Below are 12,687 nucleotides of genomic sequence, written 5' to 3' on the forward strand. Positions count from 1 at the left end.
TGACGAAGGTGGTACCGGTCATCCATCCGCCGATGGCCATGAAGGCGCAGGGGAACAGAAGCAAACCGGACCAGCCTACAAAAACGAATCGGTCGCGCTTTAGCCAGTCGTCGAGGACGTCAAACCGCCCCCTGGCTGCGGGCGCTTGGCCCATTGCTATGGTCATTTAATCAATCCTCTCAATATGGCTCTTAATATGGCATTAAGTCCTTTGCTCTGTAACTTTTGCGAGACCACCCTACCTAAGGTAGCTCCTAAGCTTGAGAGCACAGGACAAAAGCACGTTGAATAGGCGATCGCATACTCAAAACGCGCTGGATACCAACAGACTGAGCCAGCAGATCATCCATGGATGGATTCTCCCAGTCAATCTATGTCTAGGTGGCTAAAGTTCACCACCCCAAAGGATTTTGGCATGTACTTATCATAAGGAATGATCCAAACTTTTACAATCCGCAATGTTAATTCTCAGTTTCTCCTAGGCCGCTTTTAGACAAAAACAATCAGTATCAGGAGAAGTTTTTAGTGCGATCATGTCCTTGTTGGGACGATTATTTAATCCTGGTTAAGCCCTTGAACCCTTAAAGAAAAGCCATTTCTCTTAGGCGACCCTATGCCTGTGCATCTCAACCGCTGGAAGAATTGAATTCTTAATGTTTGGTAAATTTCTTTCTTGCGAATATTTTTACGGGCGCACTCATCAACACAAGCTCGGCTAAACCGATATTATTTAACAAGTCCGGCTCATGACTGTGTAACCACCTCGTTCGATTGGCCCTTTTGATATGACTGTTTCTAAAAGCCCTACTGATTCTGCGAATCCAAATAAAGCCTCGTCCAAAGATCGCTCGGTCGGAGAGCCTGTTTTACGTAAGGAAATTTTGGGATCGCGTAGACCTAGCAACTATTTTTGGGCGGGTGTTACAGCGATTGGAGGGGTTGGCTTTTTTCTGTCGGGCGTCTCTAGCTATTTGCACACTAACTTGCTGCCGTTTTCTGACTTGCCAGCCCAGCTAGTGTTTATTCCTCAAGGAATTGCGATGGGTTTCTATGGCATAGCGGCGCTGTTGCTATGCCTGTATCTATGTTTGATCGTCGCTTGGGACGTAGGTGGTGGCTACAACGAGTTTGATAAACAGATCGGTGAGGCCCGGATTTTTCGATATGGCTTTCCAGGAAAGAACCGCCAGATTGACTTGCGCTATCCGCTAAAGGATGTCCTAGCGGTACGCGCTGATATACAGGAAGGGTTGAGCCCCAAACGAGCGCTATATCTAAAAATAAAAGGCAAAGGTGATATTCCGATCACCCGAGTGGGTCAGCCGATTTCGCTCTCAGATTTAGAGAACCAAGGTGCCGAACTAGCACGCTTTTTGCAGGTGCCTTTAGAAGGTCTATAAGGGATTGATTCTCTCTATTTCTCGTTCCGTCTGCCTGGGTCAGTATGTCTTTAGCTGGGGAAATGATAGCGCTTGAATCATAAGCGTTCTGGATATTGAGCGCTTTAGCGGCTTGAACCTAGTAACAGCTTATGACAAGATGACTGCGCTTTTGTTGGGAGCGCCTAGTGGTAGATTTCTTCAGGGGAGACTTTGTAAATAGATCTCTAGGACAGTTGGACTGGATAGAAAAAGGGAAGAGTACAGAAGCGGGTTTTTTTGGGAGCATGTATCAAATGAAATTGAAATTTGGATTCGCTAGCAGATGGTCTGTGCTAGTAGTGATCGCACTGCTAATCGTTAGCTGCACAACACCGACCACAGAAGCTCCGGTAGCGGAAGAGCCTACCGCTCAAGAAGCTGCTCAAGAGGTCCCGGTCGTAGCTGCTGAGCTAGCAGTAACTACAGATGATCTGATAGAAGGACTGCCTGTGCTGAACGGTAAAGCGACAGCAGAGATTCAAGTTGGCAGCCGCACGATCACAGTAGAGCTAGATGGTGAGAAAGCTCCGATCACGGCGGGCAATTTTGTTGATCTAGCCGAAAAAGGTGTATACGACGGCACTGTATTCCATCGGGTAGTCCAATCGCCTCAACCTTTTGTGGTTCAAGGTGGCGATCCCCAAAGCGTTGATCCTAATGTACCGACTAGTCGGCTAGGGACAGGCGGCTATATCGATCCAGCCACAGGTCAAGAGCGGACGATTCCGCTAGAGATTTTGCCTGCTGACTCGGATGAGATCGTGTACGGCCAAACGCTCCCAGAGGCGCAGGTTGAAGCATCTCCTGTGCTAGACCACAAACGAGGTGCGATCGCTATGGCTCGTTCACGCGTAAACACAGCCTCAGCGCAGTTTTATATCACGCTGGCCGATGTAGCTTTTCTAGATGGTAGCTACGCGGTGTTTGGCTATGTCACCGATGGCATGGATCTGGTCGATGACATTCAAGTTGGCGATGTCATTAGCTCTGTACGCATCACCTCTGGAGCAGAGAATTTGGTGTTGCCAGAGACAGCAGCCCAGTAGCGCCAGCTAGAACAGTAGAGCTTAGTTGGGATTGAGCGTGAGTGGCTACCGCTAAAGAAGTTGTGGTGACTGGCATTAGTTTAACGACGGCGCTAGGTAATTCAGCATCAGAAAATTGGACAAGACTCATGGCTGGTGAAAGTGCGATCGCGCTTCGCCAGCCTTTTGTTGATCTAGCACCTGGGCCGTTGGCCATGATAGGAAAAAGGCCCGCATCCTTGACAAAGATGGTACGACAGTTGGCTCAGCAAGCCTGGCATGATGCTGGATTGGCCACTGAGGAAGTTTGGCGATCGCGCTCGGAATCAACCTTAGAATCAGCCTCAGAATCAGTCTCGAAAGATTGCGGTGTGGTCATTGGCTCTAGCCGCAGCTCTCTACAGGTGTTGGAGCTGATGGCTGCTTATCAGCGAGAGTTTCCAGGGCAGCTAGCCGGAAACTGGCTAGAGGCTTTGGCACACAGCCCTGCTCTAAACGCGGCTAACGCCATTGGCGCAACCGGACCGCTACTAGCGCCGATGGCAGCTTGTGCGACAGGGATATGGGCTGTGGCACAGGCGGCAAATCTAATTCGTAGCGGACAGTGTCAGCGGGTAGTTGCTGGCGCTGTCGAAGCCCCTATTACGCCGCTAACGGTTGCAGGGTTTCGCAAGATGGGGGCGCTAGCGCCAACAGGCTGTTATCCTTTTGACACAGCGCGTGAGGGGTTTGTACTAGGAGAAGGCGGGGCACTAATGGTGTTGGAATCAGCCGACGTAGCAGCAGCGCGAGGGGCGCGAATCTACGGCAAGGTGCTGGGCGCTGGCATGACGAACGACAGCCATCACATCAGCTCGTTTGATCCAAGCTATGAAATGGGAAAGCGCGCGGTACAGCGGTGCCTAGAGCAAAGTCAGCTCTGGCCAGAAGAAATTGATGCAGTGCATACGCATGGGACAAGCACAGTGCAAAACGATCGGATGGAGGCGGCGTTAATTCAAAACCTGATGGCAAAAAGAAATAGCAAGCCGTTGCCAGTGATGTCGAGCAAAGGAGCGACAGGTCATACTTTGGGCGCTTCTGGCGCAGTAATTACGGTGCTAGGACTAGTTAGCTTATGGCGGCAAGAAGCTATCCCATGCGTAGGGCTAAGTCAGGCAGCTTTTGACCTAGATTTTGTTCAAAGTGGACAGCCGACAGTGCTACGAAATCTTTTGTGCTTCAGCTTTGGATTTGGGGGCCAGAACGCGGTGTTAGCTTTGGCATCAGCGGCTAACGATTAAGAGAAAAGCTGATCGAAGGCGACCTACTCCGTTGGGATCGAAGGCTTTTGAGCTGTTGCAATCCTTCTGCCAATCGGTGTTTTCCGCTTCCAGTTATTCATGATGTCTTTGACCACTAGCTCTTGTAGCCACACCTGACCAATGACTGTCAGCGGTAGAGCTAGAAACAGTCCTAGAAAGCCGAAGAGAACACCGCAGACTAGCTGAGAGGTAAGTGCGATCACAGGCAATAGAGAAACCTGTCGCTTCATCACCATTGGTGTCAAAAAGTTGCTCTCAACCTGTTGAATGATTATATACAGCGCAACTACAGCGGCTCCCTTCCAAGGGGCTTCTAACAGACCGAGAATAGCAGGTGGAATTACACTAAGTACTGGACCTATGTTTGGAATAAAAGTCAGCAGTCCAGCTAGAAAAGCATTACCGATCGGCAAGGGGACACCGATAATAGCCAAGCCAGAAAAACTTAGAATCGTAATCACCACGATGTTGAACAAGATGCCTGTTCCCCATCCCACCAGAGACCGCTCGCAGTGGTCTAGTATCTCGACAATTCGGTAGCGATAGAATTGGGGAAATAACAAGACAAACGCATTGCGGTAGGCTTTTGGATTTACCAAAAGCATGATGGTAATCACCAGCACCAGCAGCACGTTAAATAGAACAGCCAACGTCCCTCTAAAGAGGAGAAAGGCGTTGTTGAATACGCTTCTAGCAATTAAAGGGATATCTTGGATAAATGTATCCAGCTTTTGCAACTGTTCGGCGAGTTCGATAGGAATGCGATCGTCGATTCTATTTAGCCAAAGGCTAATCTGCGCCACTTCAAGCGGAGCTTGATCTAGCCACTGATTGACCTGGTTAGCAAAAGGAGGCGCAACCACAGCAAAAATAGCAATTAGAACAAAGGTTAAAGCAACAAGCGTTAATACAATTGCGAAGTTCCTCTTCAGCCGTTTGCCAACAAGTGATCTAACAACTCTATTTAGTACGGTCGCCAACGTGATAGCGGTGAAGGCTAGCAGCACTACCAAGCGAATCGACCACAGCAAATAGAGGCCCAACAGCAGGGCGACGAGTCCAACTAAACTGCCAAATTTCACTGGTGATTACCTTCGATTTGCATGGTCAGTATGTGTGTCTATGTACTTGTAGGCACCTGTAGAGATCGATCGCATACTTAAAGAAATTGTATACTCGTGATCAAGATCATTTAGCATTCACATAGCTTAAAACCGGCAAAGCTTAAAACATATAAAGATACAAAGTTGGATGGCAAATGCTGACCATCTGCCATCCAATTACTTTGGACTAGAAAGGTGTGATCGCTAGTCCTTTAGCGAGCTTCAGTCCCTTGGTTAGGACTGCCAGGAACAGTACCATCGTTCCCAGGTGCTTCCGGTTGTGCGCCATCGCGAGTTTCAGTATTAGAGCCTTGGCCTGTGGTACGTGTTTTGCCTTCTAGCGGAGTCTGCTTATCGCTAGTATCTAGATCTTTACCTTTCTCAGAAGTAGACATGGGTGTATCCTCTATAATTTGCTTGAGTTAGCTACTTTGACAGTTTCAATCAGCGTTCCTAAGCTATGGAGACTAGGCTAAATCGAAGCTGTAAACTGCTATACCATTCATGCTAAGTGACCATGACCATATGTTTATCCGTCAACGGTTGCAAGCAAGCGCTAATTGAGCATGACAAAAGATAGATTCTTTTACAGCTGATTCGCTCTTAAGACAGATAGGGTATTTCTTTCTTCTATGTCTAGAAAACTGGCTAGACTGTCTTCTTCAATCGGATAGCGGTCGATTGCTTGGGCTAGTCCTTTTGCCTCATAGGTCTTGAATATAGCGGGATGAATGTAGTACTTGCGACAGGTCGCAGGCCGGTTACCTAGTTGTTTTGCTGCTACCTTAACCGCTTCTACGATATCTGAAGCTATTCTATTCTTCTTTGATTTGACTGATGTCTGCTTATCTGTCTCTTTGTTCCTCGCTCGCTCTTTTTCTAACAGCGCCGTTGTTGCTGCTACGGTTCCACCCCAAGTTCTAAAATCTTTTGCACTAAAAGGGCCATTCATCACAATCTGCAAATACTCATTGATGTCGCCAGAATCTACAGACTGCTTATGGCTTTCCTCATCAAAATATTGAAACAGTGTCTGCCCTGGAATTTCCGCACAGCGTTTAACTAGCTTGGCTAACGTCGCATCTTGCAAATGGATCTCTCTTGAAACGCCGCTTTTGCCGATGTAGTGCAAATCAATATCGGCACTAGAAATATCAACGTGTTTGTTCTTGAGCGTAGTCAGTCCGTAGGATTTGTTGGCTTGAGCATACTGCGTATTTCCTATACGAATAAATGTACTGTCTAATAGCTGGACAGTTGCAGCGATAACTGTCGACTTGTCGAGCATAGATTTCGTCCGATCTTTTTGTTTAGCGTTTTGAATAGTGCTAACTGCTTGCTCAATCTCGGATTGAACTGTTTTTCTTAATACAGGGAGAGCTTCTGTAAAGGGAATCAGCCGGTCAAACTTAAGCTGTTCTCGCAGCGAAATCCATTCTGGATGGTATCGATATTGCTTGCGGCCTTTCAAATCTCGACCAGTAACTAGCAAATGACCATTCTGGTCGCAGCAGATCCAAACATTCTCCCAGCTCGGTGGAATGGCTAGCTGCTTGAAATACGTTTTTTGCTTAGGTTCTTGAATACGAGTACCGTCGATATCGATATAGCTGAAGCCTCGGCCCCAGCGCTGACGGCGAATGCCTGGCTGCTGATCGCTGACGTAGCGAAGACCCGCAATTCTTGCAGACTTTTCCGCATTTTTATATAAATTGATAGGGGAAAGCTGGTCTGAAGAGCGCTGAGAAGCCGCCATTAGATATAACCGGGTCTATAGATTATGTCTGCTAGATAGTCGTTTTTTATTTGTTTTTAGAAGTAGCCGACTTTGTTCAGGATCTTTCTGTTTGTCTTCGTGTTCTTCTTTATTCTGATGTCCTTGCCGATCGATTTTTCTCATAGCAATCGTCGCTGTATTGTCGTGCAAGAAGAAAGATAGTATTACTGTCAACGTCACGATGCTCCACAACATAGCGATATTGTCGAAGCTACCATTATTCTGAGCGTAGGCTAGATAATAGAAAGAGCCGAAGCCTCGAATACCTAGGAATGCGATCGCATTCCTCTCTAGATTAGATAGCTTTAAACCTAGCAGAGAAAGCCGCCCTGACAAAGGTCTCACCACCAGCATAAACAGTCCAGCAAACAAAAAGTTTGACCAAGTAAGCAGTTCTAGATCAGCGGTTGCAACAAACCCCCCTAGTGCCAGCAACAACAGCCCAGCAAAAATTCGCTCTAGCTGGGTCGCAAACTGATAGGGCTTGGAATGGTACTCATGAAATCTTTCCACATTCTGCCGAGAGGCGACCGCCGCTGCAAAGACCGCCAGAAAACCGTAGCCACTAACGGCTTCTGCTAATCCATAAGATAGGAAAATAGCAGAGACGACAAACAGACCTTCCCTCGTTTCTTCGCGTACAGTTTCGTCCGAGACACGAAAGGCATAGTGCGACAGTACTAAACCCACAACTATCCCTACAGCCGTACCCATCGCCACTCGATAGATAAGGTCGTACGCAGTCCAGTTCAATAGCCAGCCACCTAATTTTCCTTGGTGCTCGGCTGTGCCTAATGCCAGATAGACAAAAGGAAAGGCTAGGCCGTCGTTGAGCCCAGCCTCTGCCGTTAGACTAAATCTAGCGGGATCTTCACCGCCTTTGTTCGGCGGGCCTACCTGTACGCTATGGGCCATAACCGGGTCAGTCGGTGCCAAACAAGCACCTAGCAAAATGGCATCTGCTAGCGATAGTCCAAAGATCCAATGACCTAGAAAGGCCGCACCTGCAATACAGATAGGCATTGAGACACACAGCAGCCGCAAAGCCGATTGCCAGGTAGATAGCCGAAACTTACGATCAATTGCTAACCCTGCCCCTGCCAGGGAAATAATAACAATCAGCTCAGTAATATATTCCGTAATTACAGCGTGAGTTTTATCTCCAATCGGATCGAGTAGCGGTAAGTTCGCGACCTGACTGAACAATAGCGCCGCTAGAAAAAAATAGAGCAGTGGCACACTGATAAAACGCGCACCTTTCAAGTTAGGCAACCATGTCAACCCCAAAAGAGAAAGACCAAAGGTGATATACAAGATTATTTTTGGATCCATGGTGGTAGCGGTGGAAGTGACAGGGGAGATAGAAAGTGCCCGCTTACTGAACATCAAAGACATCAGCAAACGGGCGCTCTAATAACTAGACGATGGCGGCTAGACAATAGCAAATAAGCCTATGGTTTAAGCAACTGCGAGAAATCCACCTAGGGCAGCCACAATCGCTGACAGTAGCGCTGTGCCAAATAGCCACCACGCGGCGGCTTCTGCCGCTGCTTTAGTATCTTCCATCTGCTGCTGAGTCTGAGCTTTGATGCTGTTGATCCGACTCTCGAATTGACGTTCAATTTCTTCTGCCTTTCTCAAGACACCGTCTCTAGTAGATTCAATTTGGTCGATTACTCGATTAGCATCTGACTTCGACACACGGTTGTTAGCACTGACTAGCGCTACTAGCGTATCGCGATCGAACTGAGAGAGACGGCCTCGCACCACGTCGAATCCAGACTGCGGATCGTCCATGATTGCCCGTACGTCTCGCTTGATGCTGTAGTAGTCTAACTCTGGGCGATCTAGAGACTGCAGGAACGTACGGATGCGAGCAAAGATGCTGTCAATCGTAGACTGTATAGCGCTTTGAACGCTGCGAATTTGATCTTTGATCTGATGGCGAACCTTGACGATCCGTCCGACAGCAGCTTCGGCTTCGGCCTGGGTCATATCGGGCCTTTGCGCTAGCAGTGCCACCATGGTCGAATCATCCATTTGATTGATGCGATCGCCTAGTTTGCTAGCACCTAACTTAGGATCATTCAGCAGTAGCTTCAGATCGCGCTTGATGCCTTCTGGATGTAGCTCGTCTTTGTTTGTATTCGTCAAGTAGTCTTCTAATGCACCTTGGAAAGAGAGGGCTTTAGATTTAGCACCACCCTGTGTCCGGCGAGCTAGACGACGAGGCGACTTGATAATATTCTGGATGTTGTTTAACAAGCTATCAATAGTTTGATTGATCTCTTGCTCACTCAAGTCATCTCGCTGGTTTAATAGCTGCACTAGGGTATCGCGATCCATCTTAGAGAGGCGATAGCGAATAGCACGCGCACCAGCTTTAGGATGGTTCATCAGCTTCTGCAGATCGCGCTTGATGCCCTCAGGGCTTAGCTCTGGCTTGCCTGTATTGCGTAGGTAGGTCGTGATCGCGTTATCTGCTTCATCCGACTGCTGCTGCGACTTAGCGTTTAGCTTTTGCGGTGCGTTTACAACTGAGCGCCAAGCGGATTCAACTGTATCAAGTACATAGTCGATCTCATCTTCTGCGAACTCAGGGCGCTGTTTGAGCAGAGCGACTAGTGTGTCTCTATTCATGCTAGATAGGCGGCTGCGGACGCGGCGAACGCCTTCGTTGGGCTCATTCAGTAGGGTCTGAATATCTCGCTTAATACCGTCAGGGTTAAGTTCGTCTTTGCCAGTGTTACGCAGATAGTCTTCTAGCGACTGCTGCTGCTGCTGTAGGCGAACCTTGGCAGCTTTATCTACGCCTTCTGCGTCGGCGATCACCTTTTCTAGCAGCTTTTCATAGTGCTCAGAAAGTTCGTGGGCAGGAACATCATCCCTAGTCACTAAAAACTGGCGGAAGTATTCGGCGTTGAATTGAGAGAGGGTCTCGCGCAGGTGCGCTGCGTCTAGGTTCTCAGATTCAATGATGGAGCGAAAGGCTTCGTCGCCCATCTCAGAAGTGAGTTCACTGGCCGGGGTGTACTTGAAGAAAGTCTCAACGTACTGCCTAAAGTTTTGCTCTGCCGCAGCTACCTCAGCTGCTGTAATTTCTTTGATAACTGCTTGGCGGATTATCTCCATGCGAGTCGCAATGTCTCTGATCTCGCCTTGGGTCAACAGACCACGTTCTTGCAGACATTTAGAAAATAGATCGCGACCTAAGTTAGATAGCTGCTTTCTTACTTCAGCAGGCTCCGCTTCTGCATCGTAGATGACGTTGCGAAAAGACTCATTTAGCTCAGGTGACTTCAGCTCACCGATATAAGCGTGCTGAATGTAATTCTCGACATCTGCTTGAACTAACGTGTCGTAGAAAGGTAACGCTTCTTTCGTAGGCGCAGGTAGAAGACTCCCCCCACTAGACACTCTATCTTTTGCCGCTTTAATCTCGCTGATGAGCTTACTGGCATCCATATCAGAAAGATCTGATTTTCCTAGGATGGTGCTAGATAGCATGCTCATGCCCATAGACATGACGTGGGGCATCGCAGAGGAGCCGCTGTCTTGCTTTTGATCAGAACTGTCTTGACTGTTCTTGTTTTGCTGACGCAATTCACTAACTAGCGCGCTGAGCTCTTTGCCAAGACCTTTTGAAGCTAGCTGACCACCCGTTGCTGTAGCGACAACTTTCACAAGGTCGTTTAGACCTTCAGTGCTGTCTGTGTTTTTTTGCCAAATACGATAGAGGCGATCGGCAGTGCGATTGGCTTCTTCTCTAGAAAGGTCTGTGCGATCGCTCAGTAAATCGACAAACGTTTTCTTGTTGACTGTTGGCAAAGAATCGCGGTCAATGCCCGAGAGCCCTGCCTCTTTGATCAATCGCTCAAACTCTTGCTCCACTGAGCTAACGTCAACTTCAGCCGACTTTAGCGTAGACAGATAGTCTTGTAGCGTATCTTGAATACCGGAAATGTCTAGGCCAGTTGCAAGCTCACGACGAATCGCTGCCGCTGCTGCCTCAGCAGTCTGAACAACCTGGTTACTAGCCGACTTAGCGCCCAGCGCCGCCGTTGCCGTACCCATAATTGTGCCAAAGCCGCTGGTAGCAGACTTGACCATCGAGCCTACCAAAGACCCCACCGCCGTAGAGCTAAACCACAGCAGTAGCGTAAAATAAGTCGCCCAAATCACCAGGCCAGTGATCGCACCTAGCAGCGGATTAATGTAGGCTGTCAGACTAATTGCCAGCCAGCAGGCAAAAAACAGGGCGATGCAGACCGTAATCAGTGTCCAAGCACCAAAGGCAATGCCAATTTTTTTAATCCCAGAACCGCCAGAGCTACTGGAGCTACCAGAATCGTTAGAGCTACTAGAGTTGCTAGAGTGTGCAACATAGGAAACCCCTGCAGCCATCGAAAGGTTTGTTAGCAGCAGTTGAAAGCCGAAAGCTAGAATCACGCCCGACAGCAGAGCGATAAAAAATTGTGGACCTGCAATTACAGGTGCAGCAGGTACCTCTACAGGTACGGGTATGGCCACAGCGTCGGGGGACGTTTGGGCTAAAAAATTGACCGTATGAAAAATATCCTTCGGCCAGATATCTTTAGCTAGCAAAAGGCTCTCGCTAAAGCTCATAATTTCTCCTTTTCTTTTTTGTCAGAACTAAACTATTAACGCCTTTTTATAGACACTCTTCCTCTCTCATGAGAAGTAAGGCAATACAATAAGTTAATAAATAGGTATTACCTGGTTCACCCTTTAGGCATAGAAACGGAGACAAGGCATAAGAGCATGACATCTCAACGATACGGGTAAACCTAGCGGACCAAAAACAAAGCTTCTAATTCGCTTCGCTTTGTCGCTTTCTAAATCTAACCCTAGCTCCATGTGCCCTGACGCCCTGTCTAATCTCTCTTCCACGTCTCATCGCCCTATATTCTGATCTGTTCCGTGGTAGCTTTGACTCATCATCGGCGGTAGCTTTCCCCTTTTCTTTCCCTGTTGCATCAGCGGCAAACTCGGCGTGACTATCAGGTCTAATGTTAGAGCCAAACCGATTGGCATAGACTTGGGTGAATTCAGCTCCAAACAGCAGTATCTGCGAGGAATAATAGATCCAGAGCAACAGCACTACAAATGACCCAGCAGCGCCATAGGCTGAAGCAACGCTGCTATTACCTATATACAGACCGATCAACGCTTTTCCAATAGTAAAGAGTAAAGCCGTAATCGCTGCGCCCGTCCAGACATCTCCCCAAGCAATTTTGACATCGGGCAGCACTTTGTAGATCATGCCAAACAGCAGCGTAATGATCCCAAAAGAAAGTGCGGCATTCAATATTTGCCAGGCAATATCCCAGCCGGGCAGCAAGCTGCTGAACATACCGCTGACTGCCGATAGCCCTGCGCTAACTACCAAAGAGACCAGTAACAAAAAGCCAATAGCTAGAACTATGCCGAACGAAAGTAGGCGATCACGTACCAATCCCCAAATTCCTTCGTCCTTTTTAGCGACAACGTTCCACACTGTATTCAACGCATCTTGCAACTGAATAAACAGGCCAGAAGCACCTATTATTAGCAGTCCTACGCTAACAATTGTCGCCCAAAACCCACCATCGTTGGTCGAGCGACTAGTTAGCATTTCTTCGATTACGCCAGCTGCATTCGCGCCTAGCAGCGACTGTATCTGTTCTAGAATGCGAGATTGCACCGTACTTTGCTCGAACAAAAAGCTAGCGATCGCAATGGCAATAATCAAGATTGGGGCCAAAGCAAACGTTGTGTAGTAGGCTAGCGCTGCAGCTAACCTAGATACTTTATCTCGCTGCCATTCCGCCACCGTTTGCTTTAGAAGAGACCAAAGAATAGAAGGGTTCATAAGCTACTGCGCGCAATCCTCTTTACCGTTGATGGCGTAGTTAACCACATTCATTTTCTATTGCCCTACTGTCTATGGATAGAGCTGGTCAAGAATACATCAGCGAAGCGCTACATACCGCAAAGTGTCATCTCGATGAAATGTCTTTCCTAACGTATCTAGTGCCGATACCGCCGCAGCTACTA

Annotated in this window: 9 protein-coding genes and 1 pseudogene; 3 read left to right on the forward strand and 7 right to left on the reverse strand. The window is 48.0% G+C overall.

The window, feature by feature from the left end; translation table 11 throughout:
- A pseudogene (locus IQ256_RS16545) lies at nt 1-166 on the reverse strand (photosystem II D2 protein (photosystem q(a) protein)); the annotation flags it as partial.
- Nucleotides 167-785: 619 nt separating this feature from the next.
- On the opposite strand from IQ256_RS16545, the gene IQ256_RS16550 reads away from it, so the two are divergent.
- From IQ256_RS16550 to IQ256_RS16560, 3 genes are all read left to right on the forward strand, one after another.
- Entirely contained in the window at nt 786-1,400 is a 615-nt protein-coding gene (locus IQ256_RS16550; RefSeq protein ID WP_193856655.1) for a photosystem I assembly protein Ycf4, read from the forward strand.
- Between the two features lie 275 nt (nt 1,401-1,675).
- Nucleotides 1,676-2,467: a peptidylprolyl isomerase gene (locus tag IQ256_RS16555; protein ID WP_193856656.1), complete on the forward strand. Its 792-nt coding sequence runs from the start codon at nt 1,676-1,678 to the stop codon at nt 2,465-2,467.
- 41 nt (nt 2,468-2,508) lie between these two features.
- Nucleotides 2,509-3,729 carry a beta-ketoacyl-ACP synthase gene (locus IQ256_RS16560; protein WP_193856657.1) on the forward strand — a complete coding sequence of 407 codons (1,221 nt, stop codon included), beginning with the start codon at nt 2,509-2,511 and terminating at the stop codon, nt 3,727-3,729.
- A gap of 23 nt (nt 3,730-3,752) precedes the next feature.
- Here IQ256_RS16560 and IQ256_RS16565 read toward each other — a convergent pair whose 3' ends face one another.
- The 6 genes from IQ256_RS16565 to IQ256_RS16590 form a co-directional block, all read right to left on the reverse strand.
- Nucleotides 3,753-4,832: an AI-2E family transporter gene (locus tag IQ256_RS16565; RefSeq protein WP_193856658.1), complete on the reverse strand. Its 1,080-nt coding sequence runs from the start codon at nt 4,830-4,832 to the stop codon at nt 3,753-3,755.
- A 233-nt stretch (nt 4,833-5,065) separates the two neighbouring features.
- Nucleotides 5,066-5,248 (reverse strand): hypothetical protein, encoded by a 183-nt coding sequence (locus IQ256_RS16570; protein ID WP_193856659.1) that lies wholly within the window; start codon nt 5,246-5,248, stop codon nt 5,066-5,068.
- A gap of 191 nt (nt 5,249-5,439) precedes the next feature.
- Nucleotides 5,440-6,609, reverse strand: coding sequence for a DNA topoisomerase IB (locus IQ256_RS16575; RefSeq protein WP_193856660.1), 1,170 nt, complete (start codon nt 6,607-6,609; stop codon nt 5,440-5,442).
- A 15-nt stretch (nt 6,610-6,624) separates the two neighbouring features.
- The gene (locus tag IQ256_RS16580; RefSeq protein ID WP_193856661.1) at nt 6,625-7,962 is read right to left on the reverse strand and encodes a sodium:proton antiporter; all 1,338 of its coding nucleotides are present in this window, start codon (nt 7,960-7,962) and stop codon (nt 6,625-6,627) included.
- 126 nt (nt 7,963-8,088) lie between these two features.
- On the reverse strand, nt 8,089-11,256 hold the full coding sequence (locus IQ256_RS16585; RefSeq protein ID WP_193856662.1) for an MFS transporter: 3,168 nt from the start codon (nt 11,254-11,256) through the stop codon (nt 8,089-8,091).
- Nucleotides 11,257-11,461: 205 nt separating this feature from the next.
- A complete protein-coding gene (locus tag IQ256_RS16590) occupies nt 11,462-12,502 on the reverse strand; it encodes a YihY/virulence factor BrkB family protein (protein WP_193856663.1) in 1,041 nt (346 codons plus the stop codon).
- Between the last annotated feature and the right edge of the window lie 185 nt (nt 12,503-12,687).

The organism is cf. Phormidesmis sp. LEGE 11477 (assembly GCF_015207105.1).
GTDB lineage: Bacteria > Cyanobacteriota > Cyanobacteriia > Phormidesmidales > Phormidesmidaceae > Phormidesmis.

Excerpts from the sequence above, each read along its gene's own strand:
- IQ256_RS16550 (WP_193856655.1), top strand. The coding sequence starts at position 786 with ATGACTGTTTCTAAAAGCCCTACTGATTCTGCGAATCCAAATAAAGCC.
- IQ256_RS16555 (WP_193856656.1), top strand. The coding sequence starts at position 1,676 with ATGAAATTGAAATTTGGATTCGCTAGCAGATGGTCTGTGCTAGTAGTG.
- IQ256_RS16570 (WP_193856659.1), bottom strand. The coding sequence starts at position 5,248 with ATGTCTACTTCTGAGAAAGGTAAAGATCTAGATACTAGCGATAAGCAG.
- IQ256_RS16575 (WP_193856660.1), bottom strand. The coding sequence starts at position 6,609 with ATGGCGGCTTCTCAGCGCTCTTCAGACCAGCTTTCCCCTATCAATTTA.
- IQ256_RS16580 (WP_193856661.1), bottom strand. The coding sequence starts at position 7,962 with ATGGATCCAAAAATAATCTTGTATATCACCTTTGGTCTTTCTCTTTTG.
- IQ256_RS16585 (WP_193856662.1), bottom strand. The coding sequence starts at position 11,256 with ATGAGCTTTAGCGAGAGCCTTTTGCTAGCTAAAGATATCTGGCCGAAG.
- IQ256_RS16590 (WP_193856663.1), bottom strand. The coding sequence starts at position 12,502 with ATGAACCCTTCTATTCTTTGGTCTCTTCTAAAGCAAACGGTGGCGGAA.